At 58.0% G+C, this 17,813-nt stretch carries 11 protein-coding genes, 3 pseudogenes and 1 riboswitch; of the genes and pseudogenes, 4 read left to right on the forward strand and 10 right to left on the reverse strand.

Annotation, left to right across the window (positions count from 1 at the left end; translation table 11 throughout):
- Positions 1 to 20 precede the first annotated feature (20 nt).
- The 4 genes from C8024_RS13965 to C8024_RS13980 form a co-directional block, all read right to left on the reverse strand.
- Positions 21 to 2,648 carry a TonB-dependent receptor gene (locus C8024_RS13965; RefSeq protein WP_173206252.1) on the reverse strand — a complete coding sequence of 876 codons (2,628 nt, stop codon included), beginning with the start codon at positions 2,646 to 2,648 and terminating at the stop codon, positions 21 to 23.
- A 389-nt stretch (positions 2,649 to 3,037) separates the two neighbouring features.
- Positions 3,038 to 4,276, reverse strand: coding sequence for an MFS transporter (locus tag C8024_RS13970; protein WP_173206255.1), 1,239 nt, complete (start codon positions 4,274 to 4,276; stop codon positions 3,038 to 3,040).
- Between the two features lie 133 nt (positions 4,277 to 4,409).
- Positions 4,410 to 4,778, reverse strand: coding sequence for a DUF6481 family protein (locus tag C8024_RS13975; protein WP_173206258.1), 369 nt, complete (start codon positions 4,776 to 4,778; stop codon positions 4,410 to 4,412).
- A gap of 362 nt (positions 4,779 to 5,140) precedes the next feature.
- Positions 5,141 to 5,488: a hypothetical protein gene (locus tag C8024_RS13980; protein ID WP_173206261.1), complete on the reverse strand. Its 348-nt coding sequence runs from the start codon at positions 5,486 to 5,488 to the stop codon at positions 5,141 to 5,143.
- Between the two features lie 204 nt (positions 5,489 to 5,692).
- Positions 5,693 to 5,904, forward strand: a riboswitch (cobalamin riboswitch).
- A gap of 80 nt (positions 5,905 to 5,984) precedes the next feature.
- On the opposite strand from C8024_RS13980, the gene C8024_RS13985 reads away from it, so the two are divergent.
- The 3 genes from C8024_RS13985 to C8024_RS13995 are packed head-to-tail and all read left to right on the forward strand — an operon-like array spanning position 5,985 to position 9,418.
- Positions 5,985 to 7,922 (forward strand): TonB-dependent siderophore receptor, encoded by a 1,938-nt coding sequence (locus C8024_RS13985; RefSeq protein ID WP_173206264.1) that lies wholly within the window; start codon positions 5,985 to 5,987, stop codon positions 7,920 to 7,922.
- Positions 7,923 to 7,949: 27 nt separating this feature from the next.
- The gene (locus tag C8024_RS13990) at positions 7,950 to 8,498 is read left to right on the forward strand and encodes a hypothetical protein (protein WP_173206267.1); all 549 of its coding nucleotides are present in this window, start codon (positions 7,950 to 7,952) and stop codon (positions 8,496 to 8,498) included.
- On the forward strand, positions 8,495 to 9,418 hold the full coding sequence (locus C8024_RS13995; RefSeq protein ID WP_173206270.1) for a cobalamin-binding protein: 924 nt from the start codon (positions 8,495 to 8,497) through the stop codon (positions 9,416 to 9,418). The genes C8024_RS13990 and C8024_RS13995 overlap by 4 nt, the downstream gene beginning before the upstream one ends.
- A gap of 213 nt (positions 9,419 to 9,631) precedes the next feature.
- Here the strand turns inward: C8024_RS13995 and lpdA are convergent.
- From lpdA to C8024_RS14010, 3 genes and pseudogenes are all read right to left on the reverse strand, one after another.
- Positions 9,632 to 11,042, reverse strand: a pseudogene (lpdA, locus tag C8024_RS14000) (dihydrolipoyl dehydrogenase).
- Between the two features lie 21 nt (positions 11,043 to 11,063).
- Positions 11,064 to 11,447, reverse strand: coding sequence for an acyl-CoA thioesterase (locus C8024_RS14005; protein ID WP_254305938.1), 384 nt, complete (start codon positions 11,445 to 11,447; stop codon positions 11,064 to 11,066).
- Positions 11,444 to 12,762: pseudogene (locus tag C8024_RS14010) on the reverse strand (pyruvate dehydrogenase complex dihydrolipoamide acetyltransferase). Before C8024_RS14010 ends, C8024_RS14005 begins: the two are co-directional and overlap by 4 nt.
- Positions 12,763 to 12,898: 136 nt before the next feature.
- Here C8024_RS14010 and C8024_RS14015 point away from each other — a divergent pair.
- Positions 12,899 to 13,354, forward strand: a complete 456-nt coding sequence (locus C8024_RS14015) for a universal stress protein (RefSeq protein WP_100094789.1) — start codon at positions 12,899 to 12,901, stop codon at positions 13,352 to 13,354.
- Here C8024_RS14015 and C8024_RS14020 read toward each other — a convergent pair.
- From C8024_RS14020 to proS, 3 genes and pseudogenes are all read right to left on the reverse strand, one after another.
- On the reverse strand, positions 13,351 to 13,881 hold the full coding sequence (locus C8024_RS14020) for a peroxiredoxin-like family protein (protein WP_173206273.1): 531 nt from the start codon (positions 13,879 to 13,881) through the stop codon (positions 13,351 to 13,353). The genes C8024_RS14015 and C8024_RS14020 overlap by 4 nt on opposite strands.
- A gap of 69 nt (positions 13,882 to 13,950) precedes the next feature.
- Positions 13,951 to 16,248 (reverse strand): ribonuclease R, encoded by a 2,298-nt coding sequence (gene rnr, locus C8024_RS14025; protein ID WP_173206274.1) that lies wholly within the window; start codon positions 16,246 to 16,248, stop codon positions 13,951 to 13,953.
- Positions 16,248 to 17,782, reverse strand: a pseudogene (proS, locus tag C8024_RS14030) (proline--tRNA ligase). Before proS ends, rnr begins: the two are co-directional and overlap by 1 nt.
- Positions 17,783 to 17,813 lie beyond the last annotated feature (31 nt).

A 17,813-nucleotide genomic window follows, 5' to 3' on the forward strand; every position in this document is an offset into this window, starting at 1 on the left:
TCCCCAAATGTTTCTTCAACTCAATAGGCGAAAGAAATGCGGGCGCCCACGGTCAGCGGACGATTTACAGTTATCCGCGCACGATCATAAACGAAACTTCCGCTTATCTCGGCCCTTTCGTCGGTCAGATTCTCGCCAAAGATTTCAAACGACCAGCTGTTGTCCGTCACACCCGCTGCAAGTCCGAAGGTAGTCCAACTGTCCAGCGTGATCCGGTTGATCTCGATGATGTCGGTAGCGGACGAGGCGGAATAGGTAATCTGCGGCTGGACATGCGCCGTCCAGTCACCAAAAGCCTCCCATTCGTAACGGGCCCGTATATTGCCCTGAAAACTCGGCGCATAAGCAAGGCTGCGTCCCTCGACGACATCATTGGTCGGAGTCAGTACGTCGGTGATCTCCGTATCCAGGATCGAGAATGCCGCGCTGATGGTCAGGCCATCGGCAGCATAAGGCGCGATTGTGATATCTGCCTCGATACCGCGGATCTCCGCATTCGCCGCATTGTCCGAGAAGAACAAATTGGTGATGCCGGTGTCAAAAATCGTGGTCTGCAAATTCTGCACATCGACAAAGAAGGCGCTACCGTTGAATCGCAGCTGATTATCGAAGAGCGAGGTTTTCCAGCCGATTTCATAATTGGTCACATCATCGGTTTCGAGCGCGAACGGTACGGTAAAGCCACCCGGGCTTTGCGCGCCGCCCGGACGATTCAGCAGACCTGGCCGGAAGCCTTCGGAATAGGTTGCATAGAAAAGCAAATCCTCGGTCGGCGTCCAGGTCAGATTGGCCTTGAAGATGAAGCCGTCCGTTGCCGCCTTGTCCGGCGCGCTCAGCGAGTTGAACACCTGCTGTGCCTGCGCCTCGCTCAACCCGGCAGCCTGAATATCGGCAACCGTCTGGCCCTGAGTAAAGGTCTGGCGCAGCGCGTCATCGCAACTGCCAATGAAGGTAAAGCTGCCGTCACCGTCATAAAGGTCGCTGATATTGGTGCCGAACGCATTTTCGTCAACGCCGCTGGAATTGCAGAAAGACGAATTGGCGCTGCCTTCGAGATCGACTTTCACGTCATAATAGCGCGCGCCGAGAGTGATCGCGAACTGGTCCGAAATATCATATGTCGCTTCGCCGAACAGTCCGAATTGCTTGTCGGTGCGGCGCACATCGTTGCGGAATATGACACCTGCGGGATAGGCTCCTGTATCCGTATTGAACGCGTTGGGCTGGGAGAAATTGGCTGGAAAGGAACCGCCGAACAAATCTATCGCGGTGCTGCCAGGATAGGTAAAGTCATTGCGCTCTGACAATTCCAGATCGCTGTAGAAGCCACCAGCGGTCAGGCGTAGCGGGTTATCGGCAGGAGTGTTGAAGCGCAGCTCGTGCGTCATCACTTCCGTCTCTGTCCGTGAGTTGACCAGCAGATTCGGTGCCTGGCAAGTCCCGGTGGGTGCCCCGCCCGGATAAGAAACCGAACCATCACAGATATAGTAAGGCAGATACTGGCCAACGAACAGATAGTCGGAATAATCGACCCGCTGCGACGTTTCGCGCTTGGTATAGGCACCGGTGTAAACCAGTTCCAGCGCACCAATGCGGCCTTCCAGGGTCCAGCTCGTATTGCTGAAATCATCCTGGATTTCATCCTGTTCGAAACGTTCTATCTGCAAGTCGTCGAGCGTCGGATCTTCGAAGAACACGCCGTCGGAGTCCAGACCCTGACGGGCATGGGCCACAGTCAGGCTCCAGTCATTCGAGAATTCATATTTGCCGCCAACGCGAAAGCCGAGATATTGCGTGTCGTTGAAATTCTTTTCGGCCAGGGCCGAATTGTCTGCCAATATGAAATTGACACCGGACAAGTCAGCGCCCGACTGCAGACCGTCGCGGGAAGCGCTCACGGGAACGCCATTGTCGCGCACCGTGCCGGCAGAGCGGAAACGGGCACTGTCGGCAGTGCTGCGCGTACCGGCTACATTGTCGATATAGCCGCCCTTGTTGTCATAATAGCCAACCGCACGGACGGCGAAGCTGTCGGTCACCGGGATATTGACCATGGCTTCGATATTATAGCTCGGGTCACCGCTTTTCGTGAAAGCGAGACCGGATTTTACCTTCGCCTGAAACTGTCCGATAACAGGTTTGTTGGTGATCAGGCGCACTGTGCCCGCTTGCGAGCTGGCACCGAATAATGTGCCCTGCGGTCCCGACAATACTTCTACGCGCTCGAGATCGGCGGCATAGACGTCGAGATTGCGACCCGGCTGAGACACAGGCTGTTCGTCGAGGTAAAGCGCTACATTGGGCGCCAGTCCGGCGACTCCGGCTGTGGTCAGATTTGGCGTCGTCGATGCCAGACCACGAATATAGATCGTGCTTTGCCCCGGCCCACCGCCTCCGGCTGTCACGCCGGGCAATTGCTGCAGATAATCGTCAAATACGGTAACGCCCAGCTGATCGAGCGTTTCTTCGCCAAGCGCCTGCACAGCGATCGGAACATCCTGCAGATTGGCGCTGCGTTTTGTCGCGGTAACCACGATCTCGGTCACGCCTTTGTTCGTATCCCCTGATACTGATTCTTGAGCTTGTGCTGATGCACAGCCCAGCGCCGCGATAACCGCGAGCGATGCGCTCGTTTTTAAATAGTTCAAATAACCCTCTTGTGGTTCAAGTTCAAATTTAAGGGAAAAACACGTCCGACCGGAAAACCTATCGAACCCACTGCAAAGCCGAAAAATTAAATGTCCCCTGCGACATCGGCTTTCAAATATGGCGGCGGTATAGCAGCTATTACGCTTTTGTGAACCGTCCTGTCCAAAAAGCGATTCTCCGCTGCTATTGAGACCAATAGCGGCCTGAGCCTCGCAATATCTCAGGAGCGAATTGGCTGCCAAAAGCCCTGTTCTGCGGGCGTGTTCCGGACCGGAGCTTGTTCTCGGTCATTGCCTTGCACAGCGGCAAAGCCATGCGCATGCCAATATACCGACGTTGCCTCCCTCCATCGTTCGCGACCCGCGCGGGGAGCAGAGCCGGCCGCTGGTCAGGCGTGATTCTCCCGATCGGCAAGCACTTCGGTTTCTGGCGTGCTGTTTCGCGCAAAGGGTATATTCTGGAAACTCGCCTTGTCTTCGGCGTCCACCTGCTCCCGCCGCCATACGCGCAACAGGGCGAACAGGACTATGGAAAGATGCGCTGCAAAAAGGGTTGAAAACAGCGCCATCGGCCCGAAAAAGGTCAAGGCGAGACCAGCGATGAACGGTCCGGCAATTGAACCGATGCCGAAGACCATCAGCAGCCCGCCGCTGGTCTGGATGAACTGCCCCGGATCGGCATGGTCGTTGGCATGCGCCACGACGATAGGGTACATGGCAAAAATCGCCGCCCCCAGCAATGCGCTGATCAGGATATTTGCGATGCCGGTGTCAGGCCGGAGAAATATGAATGCGCCGTCGGCCGCCATTGCCACCAGAGCCAGAATTATCAGCACTTTTCGGCGGTCAGACCGGTCAGAGGCGCGGCCGACGGGGATCTGGGACAGCGCCCCGGCAAGAATCGGGACGCTGCAAAACAGGACGATGGCCGTTACGTCCAGACCGATATTATTCGCATAAACCGGCGCCAATGCGCCGAAGCTGCCGTTGGATATCCCGATCATCAGGACGGCGAACACGGCGACGGGGGAATTGCGCCAGAGTTGGGGGATGTTGAGCTTGACCTCGAACAGCGGTGACGGCGCGCGGTTCGAACTGATCGTGGTCGGGATCAGCGCCAGACAATAGAAGATAGCCGCCAGCATGAAAAACCAGGCGGTGGATATATCGGCACCGATCAGGATCATCTGTCCGCCGGTCGTTCCAACCAGATTGATCATCGTATAGGTCCCGAAAACGCGGCCGCGGATAGAGGAATCGACTTCTTCGTTCAGCCAGCTTTCGACGATCATTGCGGCCCCGGCGAAACAGAAACCCGATACGGCCCGCAACGGGATCCAGCTCCAGGGACTGGGGAACATCGCCGATAATAATATGGCAATCGCAGCGGTCGCCGCGAGCGTCCCGAACACCCGGATATGCCCAACCCGGGATACCAGCAAAGGCGTGTAAAGGCAGCCGAGTACATAGCCGGCAGCCCAACCTGTCCCCAGCAATCCGAGGGAAAAGGCGCTAAAGCCTTCCTCCGATCCGCGCAGTGGAAGGATCAGCCCGTTGATTCCGCCGGCGATCAGCAGGAACAGAGAGCCGAGCAAAAGAGCGCTGAGAGGGATTAGTCTGGTTGTCATAACCGCCTGATAACTGCTCGAATTTGGAGGCCCTGTCTAGCAAAGCGTCGGCGCAGTGTGCCTGATGCCTGCGATCAGGCCCGGAAACAAACCCTCTCCGGATGTACTTTTGACGGTATAACCGGTCCGAACTTCAGGACGACGGAGTCTTGTGATCGCTTCCGGGAATTGGCGTCGGCGCGTTATTTCCGGCGTTTTTCCGCTCGGCATAGCGCGCGTCACGGGCGGCTTTCTTTTCAGCTTCCGTCAGGCCGAGCGCCAGTTTGGGCTTGGCCTTTTCCTTGGCGGCTTTGCGCTCTGCTTTCGCCTGTTCAAAAGCTGCACGTTTCGCTTCGCTTGCAGCCGCGCGTTTCTGCTCCCGCGCGAGCTCGGCCGCCTTGCGTTCGGCGATGACTTCATCGCTGAGCGGCGGCTTGGCCTTCAGCTTCTTGAGCGCAGCCTGCTTGGCTTTGGCCGCCATTTGAGTGCGTTCCTGGAATGTAGGTGGTGAAAATGGCGGCATTTGGGTTCATGTTTCCTTGATGGTGCGATGGAGGCGTAGGCGCCGGACTAATTCCGCACATTGATGCCGCCCGTACAGCCATTGGCCCCTTCGGGCAATGTTTAAGCACCCCTATGCTGTTATATCGCATCGCAGACAGCACAGGCAGGACCATGAATCGGGCGGGTTCCGCCAATGTCATGCGATGCAGATTGATACGCTTCGCCAACAGCGATCGCAGGAAAAAGGTTCGCAGCCAGAGGCTGCAACCACATAATAGCGAAGGAATTTGCCTGGGCGGAGGCTATATCGACTCTGCCTCTATGCCTGTCCGGCGCGCGCCCGCCAATATGGCGATGGCGCGCGCGGATCAGCCCGACCGGTCAATCCTGTTTGACGGGCCGCGTGTTCGAACTCATGTAACCCGCATAGCTATCGGTAAATGCAAACAGCACACCGTCGGCTTCTTCCATGGCAAAGCTTGCCGCTTCCTCATCCGAGCTGCCGTAAGTAATCTCGTCTTTTTTGATGGCGGAGATCATCGCTTCACGTTCCGCGGTGCAGGCTGTCTTTGCAGCCTTCTTGAAAGCGCCTGTCCCGGTTTTCTCGTCAAGCTGAGCTCCTGTGAACTCGACGAGGCAGTTGGAATAGGCAATACGCGCGGTTTCCGCGTCGGCGATTGTTACGGCGGATACAGTGCTGAACAAGGCAATACTCAAAAATGCAATCATGACTATCATTCCTAAATTGAGACCGTCTCTATAGCATAACTGAAATCCAGGAGCGAAGCAGAATCCAACGTACTCCCGCTAAAAATTTCTCGGCAGTTGCCGGCCCGAACGCTAATTGCAGATTTTTTCCAGCGCCACATATCGACATGAATATTGCATGGCTCAGTTCATATTGGGGCTTGCAACGCGAATCATTTTCGGCGAATGGGGCGCCAGATATCGGGTTTCTCTTAATCGAGAATTCAAAGGGAAATCGGTGAGAAGCTGGCTCCGGCCTGCTTCAAATCCGGTACTGCCCCCGCAACTGTAAGCGGCTAGTCGATATGCCAAATGCCACTGGATCTCCGGATCTGGGAAGGCGGTGTATCGACAGCGATCCGCAAGTCAGGAGACCTGCCTGTTATCGTCGTTCTTCAGCCGGACGGGGTGTGTCGGGTGAACGGGGCTTTTCCCTGCGTAACGGCAATATTGGTCGTTAACACAAGGAAATATAGTCATGCCGAAATTCAAACAACTGACTTCCCGGCTTCTGGGTAGCGTCGCTCTGTTGTCCGCTCCAGCCGCCTTTGCCCAGGACAATCCGGACCAGGTGGGCAGCGATGAACTGATTGTCGTCACCGGAACCCGTTCGGGCGAGGCTATCGCACCGGATATTCAGGCAGGCTCGTTGACTGTGATTGACGGCAGCCAGATCGTCAACCGCCAGGTACGCGAGGTTTCCGAAGTGCTTCGCGACGTGCCCGGTGTCGCCGTCAGCATTGTCGCCGGACAGACCCAGTTGCGACTGCGTGGTGCGGAAGGCAATCACACGCTTTTCCTGATCGACGGGATAGAGGTTTCCGATCCCTTCTTTGGCGAATTCGATGTCGGAACACTGATCGCTGACGATAGAGCACAGATCGAGATATTGAGAGGCCAGCAAAGCGCTCTGTACGGATCGGACGCCATCGGTGGCGTGGTGCATTACCGCACCCTTAGCGGCGCAGCCGCTCCGGGCCTGTCGGCGCGGATCGAGGCGGGTTCGTTCAACAGCGTCAACAGCGCCGCCCGCCTTGGCGGAAAGACGGGTGCTTTTGACTATGTCGTCACCGCAACGATGGTCAGCACCGACGGCCAGCCCAATGCGCGCGGCGGAACCCGTGATCTGGGCAGCGATACAGCGGCAGTCGCCTTTGTCGGCAATCTGCAAGCGACCGACAATTTGAGCTTCGGTGTCGTCGCCCGCTATTCCGAAAATAGCGGTGATTTTAACGGCACCGAAGGCGATACGACGAGCCCGAATTTTGGACAGATCATCGACAGCCCGGGCCGGGGCTTTGAAAATCAGGGTCTCTATGGTCTGGTGAAAGCCGAGCTAGATCTGATGGACGGTCGCTGGTCGCACCGGGCCTCCGCGCAATTTGCCAATAGCGAAAGGCGCGGATTTTCCGGTGGATCGCAAAGCTCCGGCAGCATCGGCAAGCGCCTCAAGGGCAGCTATGAAACGACTGCAAAATTCACTGGTGGCGCGCTCGAGCACCGGGTGACCTTTGCTACCGACATCGAACGCGAGACCTACCGGAACGACGACCCGTCCGGATTCGCCTTCACCGGAGAAAGAAGCAACGAGAATCTCGGACTGGTCGGCCTCTACGAACTGGAAGCCGGCGGCCGTGCATCGTTCAGCGCGGCGATCCGCTATGATGATAATGACGGCTTCGCCAATGTGACCACCTATCGCGTGCAGGGTGCCTATTTGCTGCCCACCGGAACCCGGTTGCAGGCGGCCTATGGCACCGGCGTCAAGAATCCCGGATTCTTCGAACTGTTCGGCTATTTTGACGGCCAGTATATCGGTAACCCGGACCTGACCCCGGAAAAGTCGGAAGGATGGGAAGTCGGCGTTACGCAGAATTTCCTCCAGGGTCGCGGCAAGATCGGACTGACCTATTTCGAAAGCGAACTGGAAGACGAAATCTACACGACCTATCTGCCACCGACCTTCGCCGCGACGCCGGCCAACCGGGACAGTCTTTCGAAGCGTAACGGCGTCGAGACCTGGCTCGAAATCGATCTGGATGACAGTTGGCGGATCAACGGCAGCTATACCTATATGCGGGCGCGTGAAAATGGCGTGCAGGAAGTGCGCCGGCCGAAACATATCGGAAGCATCGCCATCGACTGGCACTTGCCGGACGACAAGGCCGGGGTAACCTTGGTGGGCCGCTATAATGGCGCGCAGCAGGATGTGGCCTTCACCGACCCCAGCTATGTGCCGGTCGATGTCCGCCTCGACGACTATCTGCTGATCAACCTGAACGGTCGCGTCAAAATTGCCGGCAATCTCGAGCTGTTCGGGCGCGTTGAAAACCTGTTCAATGAGCGTTATGAACAGGTGTTCAGTTTCGTTTCGCCCGGTAGATCTGCCTATGCCGGCATTCGCGGTCATTTTTGAATTCAGAAAACAAAGGGAAACATGCTTATGACGACGCAATCATTGTCCGGAAGAGCGGAAAATATCTGGGCCGCGACCTTGGCCTCCGCTTCCGTTCTGGGAAGCTGGATATTTGCCTGCATGATGCCGTTCACCGCGATCGGCGTATTGCTTGCCGCGACGTTGCCAGTACGCAAGGCGATGACCTGGATGGCCGGTGTCTGGATTTCGAACCAGCTGGTCGGTTTCCTGATCCTCGACTATCCGCGCACGCTCAACAGCTTCGCCCATGGCGGCAGCATGCTCGTGGCCAGCGTGGCCGGTCTTCTGGTCGCCCATCAGGTGCTGAAAATGCGCAAGGATGAAGGGCTCCTCAGCCTCGGCATGGCCTTTGTTGCAGCTTTTGTCGCCTATGAAGCCCTGCTCTATGTTGCGGCTCTCTATCTGGGTGGCATTGCGAACTTCTCGGCGGATATCGTCTGGCTGATCGCCAAGAATGACATGATCTGGTTCGCTGGACTGCTGGCCGTGCGCACGGTTCTGACCCGCGCCCTGCCCCGCTTCTACGCACCACAGCTGGCTGCGCGATCCGCATGAGCGGCGACCTTCGCGTCGTATCGCTATTACCCAGTGCCACGGAAATAGCCGTGGCGCTGGGCCTCGAACCCAATATTGTCGGACGGTCGCACGAATGCGACTTTCCCGATTTTGTCCGGGACCTTCCCATTTGCACCTCGACCAAGCTGGAAAAGGGCCTGCAATCGGACGAGATCGACAAGCGGGTCCAGGAAATCGTGCGCCAGGGCCTGTCAGTCTATGAAGTCGATACGCCATTGCTGCAGTCATTGAAGCCCGATGTCATCCTGACCCAGTCGCAATGCGCGGTCTGCGCGGTGACGCCGGATGATCTGGAAGAGGCGCTGGCAAGCTGGATCGGCCAGAAGCCGAAACTGATTTCTCTTGCCCCTGACAATCTCGACGACGTGTGGCGTGATTTCCGCAGCGTCGGCGAAGCGGTTGGGCGCACCGAGCAAGCCGAGCAGGCAATTGCAGAATTGCAGGAACGCCTGCGCCAATTGGGTGCCAACAAAGCCCCTCCGCCAACCGTTGCCGCGATTGAATGGATCGAGCCGCTGATGGTGGCCGGGAACTGGGTTCCCGAACTGATCGAGATAGCCGGCGGACAGTCGCTCTTTGCCACTGCCGGCCAGCATTCGCCGTGGCTGGAGTGGGATGACCTGCTCGCTTCCGATCCGGACAAGATCATCTTCATGCCCTGCGGTTACCAAATCGGCCAGACGCTGGCCGAGATGCCGACCATGGTGAAGCATCCGCATTGGCCGAAGCTGTCGGCGGTCAAAAATGGCGAGGTCTTCCTTGCCGACGGTCATCATTTCTTCAACCGTCCGGGGCCGCGACTGGTCGAGTCCGCCCAGATCATCGCCGATACGCTATATGCGGATCCCGGCGATAATGGCGACCTGTCAAAGGGCTGGATCCGCTGGACCGGTGAATGACGATCGGGGCCTCGCACCGATAGCGATCCGATCTTTCGGTGCAATAGCCCCGTAAAATGAAAGCCTTACATTTTCGGCCGATTCACCCTTGAGCGTGAATCAGCAACCTCTTGCTCGTCGACTCTGCACCTGCGACGACAAAAATCTTGTTTCCCGTCCTTATACTCTCCGGAGCAAAGGACGGGAGCGGCCTCCTGCCTGAGCAGAGCACCGTCACATATGCAAGACGCGTCCATAGGCATCGAGCACGCTCTCGTGCATCATCTCGCTGAGCGTCGGGTGCGGGAAGACGGTGTTCATCAGTTCCGCTTCGGTCGACTCCAGCGTCTTGCCAATGGTATAGCCCTGGATCAGTTCCGTGACTTCCGCGCCGATCATATGGCGCCGAGCAATTCGCCCGTCTTGGCGTCAAACACGGTCTTGATGAAGCCCTCCGTCTCGCCGAGCGCAATCGCCTTGCCATTGCCGATAAAGGGGAATTTGCCGATCTTGACATCATGGCCCGCTTCCTTGGCCTTGGCTTCGGTCAGGCCGACGCTGGCGATCTGCGGGTGGCAATAGGTGCAGCCGGGGATATTGTTGACGTCCATGGCATGGGGATGACCGTCCTTGCCCATCGACTGGGCAATGGCTTCCGCCGCGATAACGCCTTCATGGCTCGCCTTGTGTGCCAGCCATGGGCCGGCAGTGCAGTCACCGATTGCATAGATGCCGTCGATATTGGTCCGGCAATATTCATCGGTTTTGATATGATAGCGTTCATCCGGTTGGACACCCAGCTCATCGAGGCCGATGGTCTCGATATTGGGCTGGATACCCACAGCCACGATGACATGGCTGAAATCGTGAGTCTCTTTCTTGCCCTTGCTGTCCTCGATCTCCGCCTTGACGCCCTTGTCGCCGGTTTCGATGCTCTTCACCCCTGCGCCGGTCATGATCGTCATGCCCTGCTTTTTCAGCGATTTTTCGAGGAATTTCGAGATTTCCTCGTCTTCCACCGGCACGATCCGGTCGAGCATTTCGACGACCGTCACATCAACGCCGATATCATTATAGAAGCTGGCAAATTCGATGCCGATCGCACCCGATCCGATGACCAGCAATTTGGTCGGTGTCTCGGTGGGAGTCATCGCGTGGCGATAGGTCCAGATGCGCTTGCCGTCGGCCTTGGCAAAAGGAAGATCGCGGGCGCGGGCGCCGGTCGCGATGATGATATTCTTGGCCTCAAGCTCTTCCTCGCCCTTGTCGGTCTTGACGGTCAGCTTGCCCGGCGCGGTGATCGTGCCATCGCCCATCACGACATCAATCTTGTTCTTCTTCATCAGGCCGGTGACGCCTGATTGAGTTGCTTGGCCACGCCGCGCGAACGTTTGACAATCGCGTCCAGATCGGCGCTGATCTTCTCGGCAGCCAGTCCATAGTCGGCGGCATGTTTCATATTGTGGAAGACTTCGGCGGAGCGCAGCAAGGCCTTGGTCGGGATACAACCCCAGTTGAGGCAGATGCCGCCGAGATTTTCGCGTTCGACAATCGCGGTCTTCAGGCCCAGTTGCGCGGCGCGGATCGCGGCCACATAGCCGCCGGGGCCGGAACCGAGTACGATGAGGTCATATCCGTTTGCCATGTTATTCCTTTTCGATAATCTCTAGTCTAAAGCGGGTACCTGCACCGGCTTGCCATCCCGGTCCACCGCCACAAATGTGTAGACGCCCGACGCAGCCTTGGTCATTTCGTCCTCGTGCCGGTCACGCCGGAAGGCTTCAACGTCCACCGTCATCGAGCTGCGGCCGATTTTGGCAAATTCGGCGTAGACCGATAATTCGTCGCCGATTTCAACCGGATGGCCAAAGCGGACGTCATTCGCGCCCACCACCACGGACTGATGCTTGCTATGCTGCGCCGCCAGCGCGCCGCCGGCCTGGGCCATCTGCGCCATCAACCAGCCGCCAAAGGCCACGCCGTAGGGATTGCCTTCGGTCGGCATGACGATGGTGCGGATAGCGGGAACTTTCTTGCTCAGGTCGGTCAAGCGAGCATTCCCAGCGGGTTTTCGCACAGTTCCTTGAAGACCTTCATCAATTGCGCGCCGTCCGCGCCGTCAATCGCGCGGTGGTCGAAGCTACCGGTCGCGCTCATGATCGTTGCGATCTGCAGGCTGTCGTCAATGACATGCGGGCGCTTCTGCCCTGCCCCGATTGCCATGATCATCGCTTGCGGCGGGTTGATTACAGCGTCGAAATTCTTGATCCCAAACATGCCCATGTTGGAGATGCTGGCGGTGCCGCCTGATATTCGTGCATCTTGAGCTTGCCGGCCTTGGCGCGATCAGCAAGGTCTTTCATTTCTGTGGAAATGGCGCTGAGCGATTTCGTGTCGGCGCTCTTGATGATCGGCGTAATCAGACCGCCGGGAATGCTGACCGCTACCGAGATATCGGCGCGTTCGAAGGCCTTGAGCTGATCGCCCTCGATCGAGACATTGCATTTGGGCACCTGCATCAACGAGACAGCCAGGGCCTTGATCAGAAGATCATTGACCGACAGCTTGATGCCGCGCGGTTCCAGCGAGGCGTTGAGTTCGCTGCGCAATTTGAGCAATTTGTCGAGCTCGACATCCACCGTCAGGTAGATATGCGGAATCGTCTGCTTGGCTTCGGTCAGGCGACGGGCAATGGTCTTGCGCATGCCGGACAGTTTTTCGGCGGTGTGCGGGATGTCGAAATCGCTGGTAGCTGCCGAAGTCTGCTTGGCCGGTGCTTCGACCGGCTCAGCACGAACGGATTTTTCCTCAGGCCGTTCGCCCTGAGCTTGTCGAAGGGTACCGCCTTCCGCTCCGTCAATATCGGCCTTGATAATCCGCCCGTTGGGACCGGAGCCCGACACAGCGGTCAGGTCGACACCTTTCTGTTCAGCCAGACGGCGCGCAAGCGGGCTGACTTTCAGGCGGTCTTCGCCGGAATCTGCCGCAGCTTTCGGTGCCGGTGCCGGGCTAGCTTCGGGAGCGGGTGCCGGTGCTGGCGCGGGCTCTTCTTTTTCGGAAGCAGGCTTCGCGGCCTTCTCGGCCTTCGGTGCAGGCGCGGCTTTTGCATCGCCGACATCTTCGCCTTCTTCCGCGATGATCGCGATGACATCGCCAACCTTCACATTCTCGGTGCCCTCGGCGACCACGATCTTGGCGATTACACCTTCGTCAATCGCTTCAAATTCCATCGTTGCCTTGTCGGTTTCGATTTCCGCCAGTAAATCGCCGGACGACACGCTGTCGCCTTCCTTCACCAGCCACTTGGCAAGGGTCCCTTCTTCCATCGTCGGGGAGAGCGCAGGCATTTGGAGATTGATGGGCATGGCCGATGATCTTTCCTGAATTGGTCCTGTTTTCACGTAAAGCTGTCCAACATTGCGCCTATGGCGTCAAGGGCGGTCGCTTGCCTTGCGGCCATTTTTATCGCAACAGGTAATTCTGACAGGGCGAGGAGGGTTCATGCGTACATATCTGGTGGTGATCGACGAGACCGACGAGGCCAGCCTGGCGCTGCGCTTTGCCTCGCGCCGGGCAATGAAGACAAATAGTGCGTTGCACATTCTGGCGCTGGTCGAGAGCGAGGGCTTCGTTGCCTGGGGCGGGGTGCAGGCCACGCTTGAAGAAGAAGCGAAGAGCCGGGCCGAAGCGCTGGTGTCCGGCGCTGCCGGTACCCTGTTCGAGGAAACCGGCATCCGGCCCTCGATCACGGTCAAACAGGGGAAAGGCCCAAAAGTCGTGCGGGAGATGATGGACGAAGTCGACGGGCTGGCTGCCCTGGTGCTTGGAGCCGCCGCAACCGGCGCACCGGGCCCGCTGGTCAGCCATTTTGCCGCCACCGAGGCAGGGACATTACCCTGCCCGGTGATGGTTGTTCCCGGGTCGCTGACCAAGGAAGAGATTGACCGGCTGAGCTAGTCCGCCTTCGCCAGTTCGCCGCGCGCGGGATAGTCGTTTTCCAGCGCGTAATCGATACCTTTGAGCAGTTCGTCGAGCGGCGGCCGAGTGAACGGCATGCTCTGGACGCTGGTGAAGTAAAGCGTCTGGTCGGGTTTGACCAGCAGCATGCCCGGTTCGGAGAATATCGCCGGTTCCTCGCTCCCGGGACGCCCCGACGAGATATAGAGACCCAGATCGCGAGCCATATCCTCACCGAGTCCGTAGCCGAGAAGAAGCTCGTCCACGCCCCATTCGTCGACCGATTTCTGCGCCCGTTCCTGGCTATCCATGCTGATCGCCACCACGGTGATGCCCCGCTCGGCAAAATCGCCCAGCTTGCGTTGCAGTTCGCGCAGCTGCATCTTGCAGATCGGGCAGTGCACACCGCGATAGAAGAGCAGCAGGGTGAAATTATCTCCGAGCCGCTGGCTCAGCTGGAACTGGCCGCCGTCAATCAGCGGGACGGTAAAATCGGGTACGGTGCGGGTAGGCAATAGATTCGACATGGGGGGAGTTCCTTTTCTGTTACAGGATATACCCCCATCCGAGCGGATTGGTTGCTCCGCCACAACCAACTATTTCTTTCGGCGCGCCTTACTCTTGTTTCCGCGAATATTGGCGGGACGACCCGGCTTGCCCTTGCGGTGCGGCTTTCCCTTGCCGGCGCGATGCGGAGCGGGACGCGATCCCATATGGTTGGCACCCTCGGCCAGTTCGAACAACAGGCTGCCGGTCGCGGCATTGGCTTCGACCAGTCGCAGTTCGATCTTCTGTCCGACATTATAGGTGGTGCCGCTGTCCATGCCGGTAAGCTGCTGTTTCGACTCGTCATAATCGAACCGTTCGGCGCCCAAGGTCCGGACCGGCACCAGCCCGTCACCGCCGAGATCTTCGACGGTCGCGAAAAAGCCAAAATTCTGGACACCGGTAATCCGGCATTTGACAACCTCGCCAATCCGGTCTGCCAGATGCGCAGAGATGTAGCGATCCACGGTCTCCCATTCCGCCTTCATTGCGCGACGTTCCAGTTTGGAGATTTTCTCCGAGATCAACTCGAGGCGCCCTGCTTCTTCCTTGCCCAGCCCGGAACATTCCGGAATGACGCTGCTTTTCGGCGCCGGTTGCTCCAGCTTGCAAGCGGTCACCAGAGCGCGATGTACGACCAGATCGGCATAGCGCCGGATCGGGCTGGTGAAATGCGCGTAGCTGCCCAGCGACAGGCCGAAATGACCCATGTTCGTATGGCCATAATAAGCCTGGGTCTGGCTGCGCAAAATCTGCTCCATGACCAGAGGCAGCAATAATTCGTCATCGACCTGCGAGATGAGATTGTTGAAGACCGCCGGCTTGATCACCTGCCCCATGGCAAAGCTCATATCGAAGCTCTTGAGATAGTCCTTCAGCGCGATCAGCTTCTCGCGGGACGGCGTTTCATGGACGCGGTAGATGACCGGAGATTTTTTCGACTCCAGCATCCGCGCCGCCGCGACATTGGCGACGATCATATAATCTTCAACAAGGCGGTGGGCGTCGAGCCGTTCGCGAATGGCAATTTCTACTATCTTGCCCTGATCGTCGAGCACCACCCGCTTTTCGGGCAGATCGAGATTGAGCGGTTCGCGTTCGTCGCGCGCCTTCGCGAGCAGTTTCCAGCAGTTCCACAGAGGTTCCAGAGCCTTGCTCTTCAGCGGATGGTCCAGCTTCCCGTCCATCGCCGCCTGCGCGTCTTCGTAGGCGATATTGCCGGCCAGCTTGACGATCGCGCGGGTGAAGCGGGAACCGGTCACCTGCCCCTTCGCATTGACCGTAACGTGACAGACCAGAGCCGCGCGCTCGACATCCTGTTTCAGCGAACAGACATCGGTCGACAGCGCTTCCGGCAGCATCGGCACAACCCGGTCGGGGAAATAGACGCTGTTGCCGCGCTTATAGGCTTCGCGGTCGAGCTTGCTGCCCGAACGGACATAAAAAGAGACATCGGCGATGGCGATCAGCGCCTTGAAGCCGCCCTTGTTATCCGGGCTATCATCCGGCTCGGCCCATATCGCGTCATCATGGTCGCGGGCATCGGCTGGATCGATCGCCACGATCGGCAGATGGCGCAGATCCTCGCGTTTGTCTTTCGAAATTTCGAGCCTGGTCGCCTGTTCGGCTTCCTCCGTCACCGCATCGGGAAAGTGCAGCGGGATTTCAAATTTATGGATGGCGATCAGGCTGAACGATTTGGGAGCAAACGGATCGCCCAATATTTCCTTCACCCGCGCTTTTACTTCGGAGCCGCGCTTGACCGGTTCGGCCAGTACCAGCTTGCCCGGTTCGGCCTCGCCCAGATCGATAATCGGCGTGCTGCGGCGGATCTTGCGGTCGACCGGTTTCAGCCAATAGCGGTCGCGCTCGTCCTTTTCGACGACGCCCAGCAGCATTTCGCTGCTCTGCGCCAGTTTCTTCATAAGAAAGGCAATATGGCCCTGCCCGCGCTCTTCCGTCCGGGCAAGAATACGGTCGCCGATTGCCAGCGCAGCGCGTCGGCCCTTTTCCTTGATCCTGAGCCTTGGCGCGGGGCCGCTTCCCTCTTCCCATTTCTCAGGAATGCCAATCGCCTCATTGCCGTCAATCTCGACAATCCTGAGCACGGTCACCTTCGGAACGCCGCCCACCTTATGCAAGGCCCTGGCCGGATCGCCCGCCAGCAGACCGTCCTTCGCCATGTCCTTGAGCAGCGCTTTGAGCGCAATCTTGTCCGGACCCCGCAATCCGAAGGCTCGTGAAATCTCGCGTTTTCCTGCAGGCCGTTCCGACCGCTCGATAAAATCCAGTATCTGCTGGCGCGTGGGAGCCTGATTGCTTTTCTGAGATTTGCGGGGACCTGCCATTAATATGCTTTGCCGATGATGATCCGCTCGACCGCCGGTTTGCCCGTGAAAATGCAATTGCCGTCAGCGGGCGCGGCATCAACCGGCACGTTGCGGAACGTCAGCTTTAGTTTTTCAGCCGCTCTTCGATTTCTTCCAGTTCTTCACCGGTCGCCTTGCACCATTGCACTTCCAGCCATCCCGGATGTTTCTTTTTCGCCGCATAGAAACGTTCGACGTCGGACCAATATTCCACGCCCCGCTTGATGTTACCGCTGAGACGCTCCTTGGCTTCTTCATGCAGTGCGGTCTGGAGATCGGACAGCAGGGCCGGGATCTCGGGGATGAAATCCGCCTTGGCGAGAAATTTCGTGTCGAGTTTTCCATTGTCCTGATAAAGCGCGTCGCGCCGGATCATCGCGACCTTGTCCTCGGCCATGTCCCGCGGACCGATTTCGAGAATGACCGGCGCGCCTTTCTTGACCCAGGACCAGCGTTTTGTCTGGGTCTTCGCGCCGCTGATATCGAGCTTTACCCGGACCGGTTCGTCAAAGGCTCTGAGCTGGGCAATATCCTTCGCCAGCGCCTTGCAATAGTCCAGCACATCTTCGTCTTCCGGCTTGTCGCGCAGCATCGGTACGATCACCACCTGATAGGGCGCAATCAGCGGTGGCACGCGCATACCGTCGTCGTCGCCATGGGTCATGATGACGCCGCCGATCATCCGGGTCGAAGTGCCCCAGCTTGTGGTATAGGCAAACTGGAATTCGCCATCCTTGTCCTGATAGCGGATGTTCTGCGCCTTGCTGAACGTCTGGCCAAGGAAGTGGCTGGTACCGGCCTGCAAGGCCTTGCCGTCCTGCATCATCGCCTCGATCGAGTAAGTCGCATCGGCGCCGGGAAAACGTTCATTCTCCGGCTTTTCGCCAGCGACTACCGGCATGGCCAGCACATTTTCCGAAAAGTCACGGTACATTTCCAGAGCGTTCAGCGTTTCTTCCATCGCCTCGGCCTTGGTGGCGTGGGCCGTATGACCTTCCTGCCAAAGAAATTCGGTGGTCCGCAGGAACATTCTGGTCCGCATTTCCCAGCGCACCACGTTCGCCCACTGGTTGATCATCACCGGAAGGTCACGCCAGCTTTGTACCCAGCGGGCAAAAGCGGTGCCGATCACGGTCTCGGATGTCGGCCGTACGACCAGTGGTTCTTCCAGCTTGGCTTCCGGATCGACGACCAGTCCGCCATCTTCGCCCTTGATCAGCCGGTGATGCGTGACAACCGCCATCTCCTTGGCAAAGCCGTCGACATGCTCGGCCTCTTTCGAAAAATAGCTGAGCGGGATGAACAGCGGGAAATAGCAATTTTCATGGCCGGACGCCTTGATCCGCTGGTCCATCAGATATTGCACCCGTTCCCAGATGCCATAGCCCCAGGGCCGCATGATCATGCTGCCGCGCACGCCCGATTCTTCGGCCATGTCGGCTTCGGTAATGACTTGTTGATACCAGGCCGCGAAATCCTCTTCGCGGCTGATTGAAAGGGCATTTTTCTTCACTTGGTTTTCCTGCGGATTAGTTTGTACCGGT

Origin of the sequence: Sphingopyxis sp. BSNA05 (assembly GCF_013265645.1) — a bacterium.
GTDB lineage: Bacteria > Pseudomonadota > Alphaproteobacteria > Sphingomonadales > Sphingomonadaceae > Parasphingorhabdus.